This is a genomic window from Xenorhabdus aichiensis (assembly GCF_028598775.1).
Classification (GTDB): domain Bacteria; phylum Pseudomonadota; class Gammaproteobacteria; order Enterobacterales; family Enterobacteriaceae; genus Xenorhabdus; species Xenorhabdus bovienii.
Genome location: NZ_JAQRFO010000009.1, coordinates 1 through 16,617 on the forward strand (window position 1 = coordinate 1; position 16,617 = coordinate 16,617).

Genomic DNA, 16,617 nt, shown 5'->3' on the forward strand with positions numbered 1-16,617 from the left:
CACCGGTGAAGAAAGCGCGTAATAAGCGAGGTACAGAATAATGATCAGCATCGATAATGCACAGAATGAAATTGGGTTGTCCGGTCACATTGACGATGGACGTGAGTGGGCTGACTGGTTGCTTAAGAAGGCAGATGAAAGCAAGGAATCCCTTTTTTCTTGTAGGCCAATAATTTTTAACACTGAAATGGTTCGAACCATTTTAGATGGTAAGAAGACGCAGACACGGCGTGTTATTCAGTCACCCGCTAAAAATATGCAAAAACATGGATCTGAAGTAATTAGATATCGTGCGCCAGGGGATAAATGGTATGGCGACTATGTATTTTCTATGCGTGATAAACATGGAACGTGGCAGGACTACACGCATGAACAATTTATTGCCAAATGTCCTTATGGTCAGATCAGTGATCGCCTGTGGGTTCGTGAGACGTTTGCTGTTCTCGGCAACGAAGATGGTTGTCCTATCGACTGGGATGAAAACTTAATCAAAGGTGACGAGCAACAGGCAGCGAGAATTTATAGGGCCTCATGTTCGCTGGATAATTACGGGCTATGGTCAATTCCTGATCGCGACATGCAATACGAAGGAACCTGGCGGCCATCTATCCACATGCCTCGCTGGGCATCACGTATCACACTGGAAATAACTGATATTCGGGTTGAGCGGTTGCAGGATATCAGTGAAGAAGACGCAAAAGCCGAAGGATGCTGGTATGGGAAAGGTGATAACACTGTCAATCCGTGGGTTTGGGTAATTGAGTTTAGGAAACAATCAAGTGATCAATAACTCCTTCCACCTGACTCAAATCATCGCTTCGGTCTGGGGCGATCCTTCTGACATCACCGATGCAATCTGGCAGGCAGGATACCGTAAGCCAGAACGGGGAGAAAAGGAAATTGCCGAGCTTATTATTGACGTGATGGACGGGGTGCCTGATCAGGTGCCCTACAGCGAAAGGCCGAAGAATCTGAACGATATTCTCACAACGGAGCTGAACAACATCATTTTTGATGCGACATGGGAAGGAAAGGCAACACCGGCAGTAGTGGCAAGATTGATTTTGGAGAACGGTTATCAGAAAGGAGGTGAGTGATGGCGGAGTCACCCTATATCAAAACAAAGGAACTGGCAGACCGATATGGAGTCACGGCGCATACTGTAAGATTATGGTGCAGTAATGGGAAGCAAAAAAGAGAAGGCTTCCCAAAACCCAAATTTAAATCTGACCAGCTTAATTTTCTGCGGCAGGACATTCTTGACTGGGAGGGCGGGAAACAATTTTAGTCAACTTCTCCCACCAGAGTTCATATGCCTCTCTCTGCTCATTCAGGTAGGTGTGCTTGTCGTACACCTGCCACACTCCCGGCAGTTTATGGCCTACCATAATTTCAGCTATATGAGGCGCAGTCAACTCAGAAACGCCAGTACGCATCGTTCTGCGCAAATCATGGATGGACCAATAGGTATAAGAATCAAAGTGAGAAGCCATCCTTTTATTGAGCTTCGCGACAATGTCACCATGCGACCCATCTGAAAAGGATTTGCCACGCAACACAGTGAACAGATATTCACTCCCATAATTTAATTTTTTTGCCTGTTCAATTAATTCTTTGGCTTTTGGAATAATCGGCCTAATAATAGGTTTCTTAGTTCTTCTTCCTGTTTTATGGTTTGCGGGAGGGATAATCCAGATATCTTTTTCATAATCAAAATCATTAACTTTAGCTTTCAATAACTCAGCAATACGGCATCCAAATAATAAGCACAACTTTACTATCAGTGCATTGCGGGGATTATACTTAGGAGCATTGATAAGCTGGAAAAGAATCACCAGCTCTTCTTCGCTTAGCGTTCTATCCCCCACATTTGTATCAACATCCGTATTTATGTCCTGACCTCCTAAGTCACTTGATATCAGATCAGATAGAGGAGTGTTATTAGTCATTCCTCGCCGAACAGCCCATCGATGCGCAGTTTTGGAATACGTCAATATCCGCTTACCGATTGCTGGTGATTGTCTTGTAACGCCTTCGATTAAAGTCAGCCAAATATGAAGTTTTACCTCATCGTGGGGTAGTTCACCGAATTTTGGGAAAACATGAATCTCGAAAGTGCGCAGAATTGCATCAGCATTAACTTTTACATCCTGAATAGTCGTCACCCACCATTCTCGTATAAGCCCTTCTACAGTTACTGCACTCAAAGCTAACTCTTTGCGTACACGCTTAACGATTTTGGGATTACGGTGTTGTTCCAGCTCCCCACGGTAAGAGGTTACAGCGTCACGAGCATCTTTTAGACTGGTTGCTGGATAAGTTCCGATATCGATCCTATCTCCTTTTCCTCCCCAACGATACCGGAACTGAAAAATCACTTTACCTTTCGGGGTAACACGAACAGATAAGCCATCTCTGTCTGATTTGGTAATCATTTTTTCTTGGGGTTTGCCATTGGTAGAACGCAGCCATGAATCAGTAATTGCCTGTAGTTTATATACACATTCATGTACACATTTATCATGACACTAGATGAATACTTGTGAATATTGATGACTATTGCTGATTATACGAAGCAAAATAAATAAATTACAATAAAAATCAATATAATATATGCACATCCATGACTACAGATGACTATCAGTGACTAGCTCCACTTTTGGAAAATAGGTTTATCACCAAAACACCCATGATAATCAGCAACATTCCTATTATTGCAGGCAAATCCAATTTTTGCTGGTATAAAAATATAGCTGCCACCGAGACCAACACAATACCAAGCCCCGACCAAATAGCATAAGCAATTCCCAACGGAAGCACTTTTACAACCTGCGATAATGCCCAAAACGAGAAGCAATAGCCTATCACAACGACAATAGAAGGCATCAAGCGACTAAACCCATCCGATGCCTTTAGCATCGTTGTTGCGATCACTTCAGAAATGATCGCGATAAGCAAATAACCCAATCCATTCATACCTGTTACCAATCCACAAGAGACAAAATGGTGTCTCATACCAAAAACCGGCTGAATCTACCATAATTTCAAATATAACGCTTTAACGAAAAAAAGGATTTCTATTACCAAATTTTTCATAAACCCTAAGCCATGCTTATCTGGAAGACTTTTTTACCAACTCTGATTGATAATCCCTTTTCATCCGCTATCATTGCTTCCTTTTTATGTTCTCCGCCATAATAAGCTGATTTCAGTTTTTTAAAGGCCTTCCAATCCATTGCTAAACAGGCAACCAGAAAAAGTAAAGAACAATCAGAAATGAATAGCCAGAAAAATCAATATAATTTCAATAAATTACAAAAACGCCTGCGTCGTGACGCGGGTCAGGCCATTGTAGATTTCAAAATGATCGAAGAAGGCGATCGTATTATGGTCTGCCTTTCTGGTGGGAAAGATAGCTATACGCTGCTATCCATTTTGCAAAACCTGCAAAAAAGTGCGCCAGTTAATTTCTCCCTGGTGGCGGTGAATCTGGATCAAAAACAGCCAGGATTCCCTGAACATATCCTGCCAGCCTATCTGGAAGAGCTAGGCATTGAGTATAAGATTGTCGAAGAGAACACTTACGGTATTGTAAAAGAGAAGATCCCTGAAGGGAAAACCACTTGTTCGCTCTGCTCTCGCCTGCGTCGTGGTATTTTGTACCGCACGGCAACTGAACTAGGGGCGACCAAAATCGCTCTGGGCCATCACCGTGATGATATCTTGCAGACCGTATTTTTGAATATGTTCTATGGCGGTAAATTAAAAGGCATGCCTCCCAAATTGATCAGCGATGATGGCAAACATATTGTTATCCGTCCACTCGCTTACTGCCGAGAGAAAGACATTGAGCGTTATGCTGAGGCCAGAGCGTTCCCGATCATTCCTTGTAATCTGTGCGGCTCGCAACCTAACTTACAGCGTCAGGTCATTAAGGACATGCTACGTGACTGGGACAAGCGTTATCCAGGACGAATCGAAACTATGTTTCGTGCCGTGAAAAATGTGGTTCCATCTCATCTCAGCGATCTTAATCTGTTCGATTTCAAGAGTATTACTCATGGCAGTGAAGTGATTGATGGTGGGGATTTGGCCTTTGATCGTGAAGAACTGCCTTCGCAGCCAGCCGTCGAATCAGATGACCAACTTGATTTTCAAGCGGATCGTCTGGATGTGGTCGAAATAAAATAGCGAAAAAAATAGCCGATGTAAAAACTGACATCGGCATAATTATGGTCAAATATTCTGTACAAAACTCAATTTGAGAAAAACTACAATTATGGAGCACAACGTTCATCACCCAACGTTGTATTCACCTGCGAAAGCTATAGTGCCTTAATTGTAGGATCTAATTATTGATATATCTCAAACCAGTTAACACTAACCGTTCGATTTTGAGATAACAGCTCGGTTTGAGGATAGTGGCCTATTAAATCACCACATATCCCTTACATTTTTATTTAGTTCCTTATAACCATTTAGTTCGTCTCAACCACCAAGCGAAAATAGTTATCAATATGGATAGCAAGAGACAGAATATGCCGAATCCAAACCGATACTCATTGCCGGGTATTCCACCAAGGTTAACGCCAAACAGACCTGTCAAAAAGGTAGTTGGCAGGAATACCATCGTCAGCAAAGACATCATATAAATGCGGCGGTTCATCGCATCCGCCATCATGGACGATATTTCATCTGCAAGGACTGCTGTCCTCGCTATACTGCCATCAAGATCATCCAGCCCCCGCCCGAGACGATCAGCTATCTCCTGCATCAGACGACGATCCTCATCATTCATCCAAGGTAGCCGTTCACTGGCCAAACGCAGGAATACGTCACGTTGCGGTGCCATATACCGACGCAAAACGATTAATTGTTTACGTAATAACACTAATTCTCCGCGTCCGGGGACTTTCTGCTCCAGAATATCGTCCTCAAACCCTATTAGGCTATCATGTAGCTCTTCAATAAAATCGTTCATTTCATCGGTAATGGCCCCTGCTATTTCAACCAGCCAATGGCCCGTACTCTTGGCACCAACGCCATTATGTAAATCATCCATGGCTTGATCGATACAACGAACTTTCCGGTGACGACTGGAAATAATCATTCTGTCATTGATATAGATGCGGAACGAGACCAAGTGATCAGGACGTGCATTTTCATTGCGATTGACTGTCCGCAAGGTGATCATGGTGCCTTCGCCAGTGCGAAGCACTTTGGGTCGGATACTTTCACCTGACAACCCTTCTTTCACTGGGGTCGGCAGCAAAGCCGTACTCATGATCCATCGCTGGCTGGCCTGATTTTTATAATCAAGGTGCTGCCAGAATGGCTGCTCTGCTGTTGCGGCTTCGTCTTCCCCAAATGCCATGATACCTCCCTTACCATTCAACTGGCAGGAATACACAGCTTCGGAATCTTTAAAAACTGAGCCATAAATCGTTTCCACATCTACTCCTTTTTAGTGCTTGATGATGTACATACTATGACTATAGGCCACGTCTTCAGGATTGGTGATCGGGTATCCTTTTAGCCACGATTTGATCAATCGGCCATTGGTATATTGATAAATCGGGGCAATTGGCGCTTGTTCGGTAATTATTTTTTCTGCCTGATTGTAATCACGGTTTCTCACCATTTCATCAGTTTCCTGACCAGCTTCTTTTAGCAATGTGTCATAGGCAGAATTGTGGAATTTAGCGAGATTGCCACTATGCGTTGAGGTCAGGAGAGATAAAAAACTTGATGATTCATTATAGTCCCCAGTCCAAGATGCTCTGACGACATCAAAATTACCGGTATTACGATTATCAACATAGGTTTTCCATTCCTGATTGACTAATTTTACTTCAACACCCAGTTTCTTTTTCCACTCTGAACTTATTGCAATAGCGATCCGCTGGTTATTTTCTAAGTTGTTATAAAGCAGAGAAAGCTTTAATGGATTACCGAAACCATATCCGGCCTCTTTCAATAATGTTCTCGCCTGATCATCCAGTTCCTGTTGGGTTAAAACTTCCTGCCGGCTTTTTTCTGGCTGGAATCCAGCAGTGACATCAGGTGTAAAGCGCCATGCAGGTTTTTCTCCCGTTCCCAAGATTTTTCCCGCAATCAATTTTCTATCTATCGTCATAGAAAGCGCTCGCCTAACGCGAATATCATTGGTGGGTGCCCGCTGTGTATTGAATGCGTAGTAATACGTACCTAATTGATCCGGCGTGAATACTTCTCCTGGAATATCCCGCAATAGTTTCTGATACATATTTTTGGGGAAAGATTCAGTAATATCCAAATCCCCTGCCAGATAACGCTTGGTCGCGTGGGATTCCTGATTGATAGGTAAAAAAGTAACTTTTTTTAATACGGTATTTTTATGATCCCAATAATAAGGGTTTGGTGTCAGAACAATTTTTTCATTTACAACACGTCCCGTAAGCATAAATGCGCCATTACCAACCAAATGACCGACTCTTGTCCAATCATTACCATATTTTTCAACACTCTGTTTATGAACGGGATAAAGGCTAAAATTGGTTGTCATATTGGGAAAATAAGGAACTGGACGATCTAGGCTAACTTTTAATGTATATGGATCGATCGCTTCCACTCCCAGTTTTTCTGATGGTAATTTGCCATCAATAATTTCCTGTGCATTCTGCATGCCTGACAAAGCAGCAAACCAAGAAAAAGAAGATGCGTTAGCAGGATTAACCAATCTCCGCCAACTATAAACGAAATCAGATGCCGTGACCTTGTCACCGTTAGACCAGCGTGCATTCTGCCGTAATGTAAATACCCACGTTTGGTTGTCTGTTGTCTTCCAATCAATAGCAACGCCAGGGATGGGCTCTCCATTAACATCCTGATTCACCAAGCCTTCAAGCAGGTCACGCAGCACCTGTGCTTCTGTCAAGCCAAAGGATTTAATAGGGTCCAATGATGCAGGTTCATCTTTCAATTGACGAACCAGTTCCTGACGGCCGTCAAGTTGAGTTCCAGTAGGTACATTAGCGGCAGAAACAGAAAAAGAAAGTCCAGTCATCAGTAATACAGAGGGAAGCAACTTAAAATTATGCATGAATTTTTGCCTTGTGAGTCTAATAATTATCCTAAAAATAAATTATAAAACATTGTTAATTAAAGGAGGGCAGAGTATTTCTGAATATCGCGTCTATTTTGGTGGGCAAGATCGCACTCTTCCTTTACACTGATAACGCAGTTTACTTAATCGAGGGATAAAAACCATGACACAAACAGTCAAGTTTCAAGGTAGCGATATCACCATTAATGGAGATTTTCCACAGGTAGGCCAAACAGCAAAAGAATTCTCACTGGTAGCCAAAGATCTCGCCGATGTGACACTGAGCCAGTACGCAGGAAAACGAAAGATACTCAATATTTTCCCAAGTATTGATACAGGTGTTTGTGCCACGTCCGTCCGTAAATTCAATCAAGTTGCCAGTGAACTGAATAATACTGTCGTACTTTGCATTTCAGCAGACTTACCTTTTGCGCAATCCCGCTTCTGTGGTGCTGAAGGTTTGTCAAATGTGGTGATGCTTTCTACATTGCGTGGTGGTAAATTTCACGAAGATTACGGTGTGGCAATAAATCAAGGCCCATTAGTTGGGTTAACTGCACGTGCCGTTGTTGTCTTGGATGAAAATAACCAGATTATTTATAGCCAGCTAGTTGATGAAATCACCAATGAACCTGACTATGACAACGCATTATCAGTACTAAAATAAAATAATATTACTTTTGTTTTCCAACATGGCAAACCAATTGTTTTATAAATAAAATTTATTTTCTTGGCGGCAAGCTATTTTTGATTGCCGCCAACTTATCTTATCAGTACACAAAAAAATCCTCATTTCAGTAATAATAACTAACAAAATACACAGAAATCATACAACCTAATATCCCCCATAAAAATAATTTTAAATCAAAATATTAAAAACCACCTATTTCTTAAATTCGTTATTTTATTATTTGGAAGTTATTTCTATAAAAAAAATTAATATCAATATAATTTAATTGAAAAATTATTAACATTATGAAATAGTTCATTTCAATTAGTAATATTAATTACATGGAATTCCAGTTTTTTGTTTGGGTCCTTCCACTAAAGGTTCATGCAGTAGCATTCCTTAAAAAAGCGCTGTTAATGAATAGCTCATTCTTCTCTGGATGATGATGCCTTTCTTTTCAAGGCATTAACAGCAACTCTGTAGGGTGGCAGGCGAAATCTTATTACCATCAATATGAATGAGTTTTAGGAAGCACACACTGCCTCAACATGGAAAGGTACACCTTGGCTATGGTGAAGGATAATGTTTCACCTACAGGTATCGTTCAAGCAAGGTGAGTTTCAATACACAAATTAGATCTGTGTTCAGGAGAACATTCATTATGCAGAATACTCATAATAACTACTCCAGTGGCGAGTTTTCTCTATCTCATGCACTTCCTATAGGGTATTGTTTCAACGAATTTGAAATTGAAGAAGTCATTGGCGAAGGGGGATTCAGTATTGTATATCGTGCATGGGATCACCGACTGAAACGCACTATTGCTATTAAAGAATATATGCCTTCTATTCTCGTTGTACGTCGTCAGGATCTAAAGCTAAATCTACGCAGAGCAAGTCTCAAAAAGAGATTCCAGATCGGGCTACATAATTTTATGCATGAAGCCCATTTGATGACCTGTTTTAATCACCCCTGCCTACCACGCTTTCTGAGTTTCTGGCAACAAAATAGTACCGCTTATATTGCAACTCCATTTTACAGTGGGATAACATTAAAAAAATTACAAACGAAACGCCCTAAGATCATCAATCAAAATTGGATCTATAATATGTTGTTTTCTTTGCTTGATGCTATCGATACGCTCCACCAAGCAGGGTATTTGCACTGTGATATTTCTCTGGATAATATTCTGATTCAGGATGATCAGTTACCAATATTACTTGATTTAGGCTCTGCCAGAAAAGCAACGGAACGTTTGTCTGATGAAACGGAAGTAACCATAAATCCCGGGTTTACGGCTGTTGAGCAATACACCGCCAACGAAGAAGGGCAACAAGGTCCTTGGACAGATATTTACTCTCTAGGAGCGGTATTGCATACCTTGATTGTCGGAACCCCTCCTCCAGTCAGTATCGTGCGCAATATCGAAGATAAATATCAGCCGTTGAGTAAGCTTTGCCCTGCGGGATATTCTTCATCATTTTTACATGTAATTGACCATACATTGAAAATAAAACTATCAGAACGCCCATTGTCTATAGCAGAACTAATGACGCAGATAAAAACGTCTCCTATAAAGACATGCCGAACCCCTGTATTATCTTATACTCGACCAAACACCTTTACGAATTACTTTCCTTCCGTAAGTTCAAACAGCGAATAGTCGCCAGGTAATCCTCTCATTTATGAAGTCCGAAAATTAACCCCATCAGGTAGAACATCTGATGGGGTTAATACTTAAAAACAGCTACGCTGATGAAAATTATTCATCATCTTCATGTTCGGCCATCTGTTTTTTCCCGCTTAAACTATATTCACGTAATTTATTCGCGATGGCTGTGTGAGAAACGCCTAGCCGTTTAGCCAGTTTTCGGGTGCTTGGATAATGACGGTAAAGACGAATGAGTACAGAACGTTCAAAACGTTTACTAATCTCATCCAAAGAGCCTGCCAAAATATCGTCACTGAATGAAACCTCTGTATCTAATTCAGGTAACTGAATATCCTGAGGGCGTAACTGGTGACCTTCAAACTGAGTTAATGCCCGATAAATAGCATTGCGCAGTTGTCTGACGTTTCCCGGCCAATGATAACTACACAAAAAGTGTTCCAGTTCATGAGCGAATTTAGGCTTTTCCAACCCCTGCTCTTCAGCAAAGCGGGTGACAAAAAAATCTGCCAACGGCATGATGTCCGCTTGGCGTTCCCGCAAAGGAGGTAATGTGATAGTCAGTACATTAAGTCGGTAATAGAGATCCTCCCTAAATTCCCCTTTCTGCACCAACTCGACCAAGTTCTTTTGGGTAGCGCAGATAATCCTGACATCAACCTTGACTTCATTATCTTCACCAACACGACGAAACGTCCCATCATTTAGAAAACGCAGTAACTTAATCTGCATTTGTGGCGACATTTCACCAATTTCATCCAACAGAACCGTGCCACCATTAGCCTGCTCAAAAAAACCTTTTTTACCTTCCAGTGCATTCGGATAAGCCCCTGCGGCATAACCGAACAGCTCGCTTTCTGCAACATCATCTGGCATGGAAGCACAATTCAATCCTAGAAAAGGCTGTTTTCTTCTTGAACTCCGCAGGTGACAAGCTTTGGCAAATTCATCTTTTCCTGTTCCTGTATCACCAATCAGCAATAAAGGTGCATCTAGCATCGCTATTTTACGTACCTGCTCAACGACATGAACCATTTTCGGGCCGATAGCAACAATTTTGTCAAAAGCACTGTCATCACTCACAGTAAACTTTTTACGCGATGGGGCAAGAGCAATACGCGTGGTTGAACGAAGCATAATCACAGCCCCCACACATTTAACAGACTGATTTTCATCCGTTAATTGCATAGGAATAATATCCATGCAGTAATCTTGACCTTTGATGACTAAATTTGCCGAATGAGGTTGATGATGTTCACTCTCAAGCCAGCGGAGGAAATTGTAATTACTGATAAGGTGGCCAATGTTTTTTTGACCAATTCTCTCTTTGTTGAGACCAAATAATACTAAAGATGCCGGATTAACCAGATCAATGTTGCCTTTCATATCAATAGAAAAGATGGGCTCAGGAACAGATTCCAGCAATGTCCACATTGCCCTGTGCTCTTTTTCTGACGGCATAAAAGCAACCGTCCTGACATCTATTACCCCGTTAATACGGCGAATTTCCGCCATCAATAAGCGAAAGGTGTTGAAATCAATTTGAGTAAAATTAAGGTAAATACGACGTGCAGGAGAAATCTCAATTCCTTTCAGGTCAATATTTCGTAAAACCAGTAAATCAAGTAGCTCGCGAGTCAACCCAATTCGATCCTGACAAGTAACTTCCAATCGCATTTATTCCGACCTTATTTACACGATGTTCATAGCCGTCTGAAATGTTACCCGTTACGGTGCAATAGATGAAGCCCCCTGTCAGCAAAAGTTGACGATAAAACAGGGCGTCAAAATAACGTGACAGTAACCACTATTTGATTACTGTGCTGTTCTCTGTTCTTTTTACTGCACTTTTCATCTTCGTCGGTAACGTGCTTTTAAGCTGAGTCATCAACTGGTGACGGAAATCCCCCAGTTTTGGCTTATCACTATCAATCCACGGTAAAGGACGGCACAGTTCCATTGCCTTGATACCCAAGCGTGCCGTCAGCAACCCAGCACCAATACCTTGAGCGGCACGCGCCGAAAGCCGGGCAGCAATGTCCTGTGACAGCCAATCCATACCAACTTCCCTGACCAGCTCCGATGCACCCGCAAAAGCTATATTCAGCAAGACTAATCGGAACAGGCGAATACGGCTGAAATAGCCCAATTCGATCCCATATAGTGCCGCAATGCGATTAATAAGGCGAATGTTTCGCCATGCAATAAAGGCCATATCCACGATAGCCAGTGGACTGACGGCAATCATTAAAGCCGATTCCGCAGCCGAGCGGCTGATCTCCTTTTTAGCCTGAACATCCAAAACAGGCTGAACAAGTTTGCTGTACAACATGACGATTTCACGATCATTGTGAGTCTCGTGTACCGCAGCCTGCCAACGTCGCAATGCTGGATGCTGCTGCCCGATCCCAGCCTGTTCCGCCAGCTTCTCGCAAAATTGACGTCCTTTACCTATGCCGTGGCTTTGCAATAATGACTTCGCTATATCGCGCTCTTCCGTCCGTTGACGCAAACGATAAAGACGCCGCCATTCGCTTATTACAGTACCTATGCCTGCAAAAACAATCATGCTGCCTGCGGCGGCCACACCCAGCGAAATCCAATCGTGTTGCTGCCATGATTGGTATATCCATTGAATAAACTGCGCAACCACACTAATACCCAACAACAGAACCGCACCGGAAAAAATTTTTCGCCAAAAACTACGCTTTGGTTTCAGAGCGGCATTGACTGCGCCTTCAAACTCGCTTTCTTGCTCTTCTGCTTCCCGTTCAGGCGCGACTGGACAGAACTCATTTTCCTGTCCATTGAATTCTTTCTTAGATTTCAATGAGGGTTCCGACTGTGTTTGTAAACGATCATCGAAATCAATTCTCGGTTTCAAGGGATCAGTCATGTTAGTTTATCTCCCAATAAAAACTCCATCGCACTGTCCATGCGGATGTGGGGTAACGGTGTATCTACATTTACTTGTTTTGGCCGAAAAGATTCAAAATTAAACCCTTGTTTTTGCCAGAAATCACTGTTCGGTAAACGCTGTGGCACCTCTCCCGGGAAAAACGTCAGTAATTTATCATCTGACAACCGATTTCCCTTGATTGCGGGGATTTTTTCACCATCGTGAAGCACGATACCACTTTCAGTAGCCTGAACAGATGCTAAACCAACACAGTCCATGCTGATCCCTTCAAAGGCCGCATTCTGCCACGCTTCCTGAACTAATTGCTGTAAGAGAGATATGAGGTTAGCGTGTTGATCAGCGGTCACGTGATCAGCCTTGCTTGCTGCAAACATCAATTTATCAATGCAAGGTGAAAATAAGCGGCGAAATAAGGTTCGCTTACCGTAATGAAAACTCTGCATGAGCTGTGCCAGAGCCAGACGCATGTCGTTAAAAGCCTGTGGACCGCTGTTTAATGGCTGCAAACAATCAACCAGAACAATTTGTCGATCAAAACGGAGAAAGTGCTCTTTATAAAAACCTTTTACAATGTGATCACAGTAATAGGCAAATCGTTCCCGCAACATACCAATATTGGTATGTTTATCCGCCTTGGTCAGTTGTGGCTCCCCAATTCCGTCAATATCCGGCCACGGAAAAAATTGTAGCGCCGGCGCCCCTACCAGATCACTCGGTAATATGAAACGACCCGGCTGAATAAAATGCAACCCCTGCGTTTTGCATTGATGCAGATAATCCGTATAAGCCTGTGCGATTCTGGCAAGCAAATTTTCATCGGCAGGTGCTAGAGGATCGCACTGTTGGCATAATTCGAGCCATGGTTTAGCCCAACCTGCCCTTTCCCCTTTCAGCATACCGTTCATCTGTCGTGACCATGCCAGATAACTCTGTTCCAGCATCGGTAAATCCAGTAGCCATTCTCCCGGATAATCAACGATTTCCAGATACAGGGTGGAAGTTTCTTTAAGATAACGAAGCAGGGAATCTTCAGAGCGATAACGCAGAGCCAGACGGATTTCACTCACGCCCTGTGTTGGTATTGGCCAATAAGGTGGTGTGTCGTGCAATGCTGCAATATTTTCATCATAAGCAAAACGGGGAACACCAAAATCTCGTTGAGGCACCCGCTTCACACCAAGTAAACGGCCATCCCGCACAGCAGAAAACAACGGCAATCTAGCCCCGCTGTGGACATGAAGAAGCTGGTACACCAAAGAAGTAATAAATGCCGTTTTTCCACTACGGCTTAATCCTGTCACCGCCAGCCGCAAATGACGGTCTACTCCACGATTAACAAGGGATTTCAATTCGTTTTGCAACCGTTTCATGTTTCTCCTAAATGGAATACCGTGACTCAATTTATATCCGGCCGGGTAACATCAACAAAATCATTGCTAAAATTTGGCATCCTCACTGTCATTACTGGCCAGATTTCATATTTATCTATGGCTTAGATGCTATTACATAATAGCTTGCCACGGTTTAAAGCTGACGAAAACGGCTGCGCACACTGTAGGTATCAGAGGTGATATAGCGCTCCATCTGACGCAGGCGCGCTTCACTTGCTCTCAGTTGGTAATCAACTTCATCCAGTATATTTTGTCCCGATGGCCCCTTATTTACGTCCTCTGCCTGATATCCCGCTGGCGCGGGATCCATAACAAAGGTCAAGATAATATAGGCCAATACCGTGAAGCCAAATAATCCAAAAAACAACGATAATACCGTGATGGTACGCATGAGCGGAACCGGTACATTAAAATAACTCGCCAGCCCAGCACAAACTCCTTTCACCATCCCCTGCTCTGGAAGACGGTAAAGTTTCCGGCGGTAAGTATTCGACATTATGATTGTCTCCAGTTTGGATGCTCTGCATCAAGTATCTCTTCCAGCGTTTTAATTCGCTCCTGCATATACCGTGCATTCTCTGCCAATTGTTCCAAACGCTGAATTTCATTGCTCCCTAACTGACCCCGACTCTGGTTACTATAGTGCAACCACAACCAGATGGGTAAAACAAAAAGCACAAAGAGGATCAGTGGGATTCCAAGAAATATATAGCCCATTATCTTTCCTTAAATGGTGAGTCAATGATTAGTCATTGTGAATCTTTGACACTCATTTTAGCTTTCAAGGCTGCCAATTGTGCACTAATTTCGTCATCCGCTTTTAATTCTGTAAATTGCTGCTCCAGTGATTTCTGTTTGCCCAGCCCAATAGCTTCCGCTTCTGCCTCCATATGATCAATTCGACGCTCAAACTGTTCGAAACGTGCCATAGCTTCATCAATTTTACCGCTGTCCAGTTGGCGGCGTACTTCACGGGAAGATGCGGCTGCCTGATGGCGCAAGGTCAGTGATTGTTGTCTTGCACGCGTTTCTGTCAATTTATTTTCCAATTCAGTCACTTCCCCTTTAATGCGTCCAAGGGTTTCATCCAGAATGGACAGTTCGTTTTTCAACGCGCCAACCAAATTACTGATCTTCTGTTTTTCAATCAAAGCGGCACGAGCCAGATCTTCTTTTTCTTTACTTAACGCCAGTTCGGCTTTTTCCTGCCAGCCTTCTATTTGATTCTCACCAGTACCGATACGACGCAAAAGCTGTTTTTTCTCTGCTAATGTGCGGGCCGATGTTGAACGGATTTCCACCAGCGTATCTTCCATTTCCTGAATCATCAGGCGGATCATTTTCTGTGGATCTTCTGCTTTATCCAGCAGGGAAGAGATATTGGCGTTAACGATATCAGCAAAACGAGAAAAAATACCCATAGTCATAAACCTCTTTCATTAGAATGTATGTATGTTATGTCTGTGTACTGTTAAAACGGATACACGGTAAGACACTTAATTAAATACAAGATACATGCCAACTTTCACATTTTGCTTATCCAATTGAATTATTTGATATAATTTATCTTTGACTTTTTAGCGCTATGGTTTATCGTGGTTAAATTGACCTACTATTGGCGAAAAACACTATGCATCAATTCATTGATAACCTACTAGGAGAAGCAAACTGTTTTATTGAAATTCTGGAGCAAGTCTCTGCACTTGCAAAATTAAATAAACCCGTTTTGGTGCTAGGGGAACGAGGAACAGGCAAAGAATTGATTGCACGCCGTTTGCACTACCTTTCTCCACGCTGGCAAGGCTCTTTTATTTCCCTCAACTGTGCCGCACTTAATGAAAATTTGCTGGATTCTGAGCTGTTTGGCCATGAAGCGGGGGCATTTACGGGTGCACGTTCAAAACATCAAGGACGTTTTGAACGTGCCGATGGTGGAACACTGTTTCTTGACGAACTGGCTACCGCACCTATGCAGGTACAAGAAAAGCTACTGCGGGTAATTGAATACGGTTACCTTGAGCGAGTGGGAGGCAATCAATCGCTACAGGTGGATGTACGATTGATCTGTGCAACCAACGAAGATCTACCTGCCATGGCTGCCCGTGGAAAATTCAGAGCTGACTTGCTCGACAGACTGGCATTTGATGTTGTCCAAATCCCGCCACTGCGCCAAAGGCAACAAGATATTATGTTACTGGCACAACACTTTGCCATTCAGATGTGCCGAGAGTTGAACCTATCGTTCTTCCCCGGATTTACCGATGAGGCCAAGCAACAGTTACTGACTTATCACTGGCCCGGCAATATTCGTGAATTGAAGAATGTGATAGAACGCTCTATTTATCGACACAGAGATAATGAAAAAGAACTAGATACCATCATTATCAATCCCTTTGCATCATCACAAATATTTTCTTCACAAATGTCTATTCCTGCGTGTAATCATAATGAAGTGACGCCTTATTCCCTCCCCAGCTTACCTTTCGATTTAAGACAGTGGCAAAATGACAGCGAAAAACAGTTGATTATACAGGCATTGGAAAAAAGCCAGTTCAGCCAGAAAAAAGCGGCTGGGAAACTCAACCTGACCTACCATCAACTACGTGGATTAATCAAAAAACACCATATCAACATTCATGTCATGGATTAAAAGGGAAGATAAATTAGAAGATAAAGGGATAAAAAAATAGCCAGCACCCGAGCTGGCTAATAAAAACACTGGAAGCAATGTGAGCAATGTCGTGCTTTTTCTGAGAAAACATATTTAGTATCACAAGATGTCTCTCCAAAGCACGATATAAATGATAATGTTTCTCAATGCGATTTGTAAAGTGTTTTATTGAGAATTTTTCTCATTATAGTGATCTACTCGTTGTTTTTGAG

The 16,617-nt window shown here is 42.5% G+C and carries 16 protein-coding genes; 6 read left to right on the forward strand and 10 right to left on the reverse strand.

Translation table 11 applies throughout. The annotated features are described in order from the left end of the window. Positions 1-187 precede the first annotated feature (187 nt). Together PSI22_RS05940 and PSI22_RS05945 are read left to right on the forward strand one after the other, a co-directional pair. Entirely contained in the window at positions 188-790 is a 603-nt protein-coding gene (locus PSI22_RS05940; protein ID WP_273579055.1) for a hypothetical protein, read from the forward strand. Continuing rightward, the gene (locus tag PSI22_RS05945) at positions 780-1,097 is read left to right on the forward strand and encodes a hypothetical protein (protein ID WP_273578967.1); all 318 of its coding nucleotides are present in this window, start codon (positions 780-782) and stop codon (positions 1,095-1,097) included. Before PSI22_RS05940 ends, PSI22_RS05945 begins: the two co-directional genes overlap by 11 nt. Positions 1,098-1,235: 138 nt before the next feature. Here PSI22_RS05945 and PSI22_RS05950 read toward each other — a convergent pair whose 3' ends face one another. Next, positions 1,236-2,483 carry a tyrosine-type recombinase/integrase gene (locus PSI22_RS05950; RefSeq protein ID WP_273579056.1) on the reverse strand — a complete coding sequence of 416 codons (1,248 nt, stop codon included), beginning with the start codon at positions 2,481-2,483 and terminating at the stop codon, positions 1,236-1,238. Positions 2,484-2,640: 157 nt separating this feature from the next. After that, the gene (locus tag PSI22_RS05955; RefSeq protein ID WP_273578968.1) at positions 2,641-2,976 is read right to left on the reverse strand and encodes a DMT family transporter; all 336 of its coding nucleotides are present in this window, start codon (positions 2,974-2,976) and stop codon (positions 2,641-2,643) included. A 258-nt stretch (positions 2,977-3,234) separates the two neighbouring features. Between PSI22_RS05955 and ttcA the strand changes: the two genes are divergently transcribed. Next, positions 3,235-4,191, forward strand: coding sequence for a tRNA 2-thiocytidine(32) synthetase TtcA (ttcA, locus tag PSI22_RS05960; RefSeq protein ID WP_273579057.1), 957 nt, complete (start codon positions 3,235-3,237; stop codon positions 4,189-4,191). Between the two features lie 277 nt (positions 4,192-4,468). Here the strand turns inward: ttcA and zntB are convergent, their stop codons facing one another. Beyond that, positions 4,469-5,452 (reverse strand): zinc transporter ZntB, encoded by a 984-nt coding sequence (zntB, locus tag PSI22_RS05965; RefSeq protein WP_273578969.1) that lies wholly within the window; start codon positions 5,450-5,452, stop codon positions 4,469-4,471. A gap of 12 nt (positions 5,453-5,464) precedes the next feature. Further along, positions 5,465-7,081: a peptide ABC transporter substrate-binding protein gene (locus PSI22_RS05970; protein ID WP_370689005.1), complete on the reverse strand. Its 1,617-nt coding sequence runs from the start codon at positions 7,079-7,081 to the stop codon at positions 5,465-5,467. A gap of 166 nt (positions 7,082-7,247) precedes the next feature. On the opposite strand from PSI22_RS05970, the gene tpx reads away from it, so the two are divergent. Both tpx and PSI22_RS05980 read left to right on the forward strand, forming a co-directional pair. Beyond that, positions 7,248-7,751: a thiol peroxidase gene (gene tpx / locus PSI22_RS05975; protein ID WP_273578970.1), complete on the forward strand. Its 504-nt coding sequence runs from the start codon at positions 7,248-7,250 to the stop codon at positions 7,749-7,751. A gap of 664 nt (positions 7,752-8,415) precedes the next feature. Next, positions 8,416-9,417 (forward strand): serine/threonine protein kinase, encoded by a 1,002-nt coding sequence (locus PSI22_RS05980; RefSeq protein WP_273578971.1) that lies wholly within the window; start codon positions 8,416-8,418, stop codon positions 9,415-9,417. 99 nt (positions 9,418-9,516) lie between these two features. Here the strand turns inward: PSI22_RS05980 and tyrR are convergent, their stop codons facing one another. The 6 genes from tyrR to pspA all read right to left on the reverse strand — a co-directional run bounded on the left by tyrR (position 9,517) and on the right by pspA (position 15,155). After that, positions 9,517-11,100, reverse strand: coding sequence for a transcriptional regulator TyrR (tyrR, locus tag PSI22_RS05985; RefSeq protein ID WP_273578972.1), 1,584 nt, complete (start codon positions 11,098-11,100; stop codon positions 9,517-9,519). Positions 11,101-11,230: 130 nt separating this feature from the next. Continuing rightward, on the reverse strand, positions 11,231-12,319 hold the full coding sequence (locus PSI22_RS05990; protein WP_273578973.1) for a YcjF family protein: 1,089 nt from the start codon (positions 12,317-12,319) through the stop codon (positions 11,231-11,233). Next, positions 12,316-13,713, reverse strand: a complete 1,398-nt coding sequence (locus tag PSI22_RS05995; RefSeq protein ID WP_273578974.1) for a YcjX family GTP-binding protein — start codon at positions 13,711-13,713, stop codon at positions 12,316-12,318. The genes PSI22_RS05990 and PSI22_RS05995 overlap by 4 nt, the downstream gene beginning before the upstream one ends. Before the next feature lie 154 nt (positions 13,714-13,867). Then, the gene (pspC, locus tag PSI22_RS06000) at positions 13,868-14,230 is read right to left on the reverse strand and encodes an envelope stress response membrane protein PspC (RefSeq protein ID WP_273578975.1); all 363 of its coding nucleotides are present in this window, start codon (positions 14,228-14,230) and stop codon (positions 13,868-13,870) included. Continuing rightward, positions 14,230-14,451: an envelope stress response membrane protein PspB gene (pspB, locus tag PSI22_RS06005; RefSeq protein ID WP_273578976.1), complete on the reverse strand. Its 222-nt coding sequence runs from the start codon at positions 14,449-14,451 to the stop codon at positions 14,230-14,232. The genes pspC and pspB overlap by 1 nt, the downstream gene beginning before the upstream one ends. 32 nt (positions 14,452-14,483) lie before the next feature. After that, positions 14,484-15,155, reverse strand: coding sequence for a phage shock protein PspA (pspA, locus tag PSI22_RS06010; RefSeq protein WP_273578977.1), 672 nt, complete (start codon positions 15,153-15,155; stop codon positions 14,484-14,486). A gap of 209 nt (positions 15,156-15,364) precedes the next feature. Between pspA and pspF the strand changes: the two genes are divergently transcribed. Further along, a complete protein-coding gene (pspF, locus tag PSI22_RS06015; RefSeq protein WP_273578978.1) occupies positions 15,365-16,384 on the forward strand; it encodes a phage shock protein operon transcriptional activator in 1,020 nt (339 codons plus the stop codon). The last annotated feature ends 233 nt before the right edge of the window (positions 16,385-16,617 follow it).

Coding starts and splice junctions, on each gene's coding strand:
- PSI22_RS05940 (WP_273579055.1), top strand. CDS start 188: ATGGTTCGAACCATTTTAGATGGTAAGAAGACGCAGACACGGCGTGTT.
- PSI22_RS05955 (WP_273578968.1), bottom strand. CDS start 2,976: ATGAATGGATTGGGTTATTTGCTTATCGCGATCATTTCTGAAGTGATC.
- PSI22_RS05970 (WP_370689005.1), bottom strand. CDS start 7,081: ATGCATAATTTTAAGTTGCTTCCCTCTGTATTACTGATGACTGGACTT.
- tpx (WP_273578970.1), top strand. CDS start 7,248: ATGACACAAACAGTCAAGTTTCAAGGTAGCGATATCACCATTAATGGA.
- PSI22_RS05980 (WP_273578971.1), top strand. CDS start 8,416: ATGCAGAATACTCATAATAACTACTCCAGTGGCGAGTTTTCTCTATCT.
- tyrR (WP_273578972.1), bottom strand. CDS start 11,100: ATGCGATTGGAAGTTACTTGTCAGGATCGAATTGGGTTGACTCGCGAG.
- PSI22_RS05990 (WP_273578973.1), bottom strand. CDS start 12,319: ATGACTGATCCCTTGAAACCGAGAATTGATTTCGATGATCGTTTACAA.
- PSI22_RS05995 (WP_273578974.1), bottom strand. CDS start 13,713: ATGAAACGGTTGCAAAACGAATTGAAATCCCTTGTTAATCGTGGAGTA.
- pspC (WP_273578975.1), bottom strand. CDS start 14,230: ATGTCGAATACTTACCGCCGGAAACTTTACCGTCTTCCAGAGCAGGGG.
- pspB (WP_273578976.1), bottom strand. CDS start 14,451: ATGGGCTATATATTTCTTGGAATCCCACTGATCCTCTTTGTGCTTTTT.
- pspA (WP_273578977.1), bottom strand. CDS start 15,155: ATGGGTATTTTTTCTCGTTTTGCTGATATCGTTAACGCCAATATCTCT.
- pspF (WP_273578978.1), top strand. CDS start 15,365: ATGCATCAATTCATTGATAACCTACTAGGAGAAGCAAACTGTTTTATT.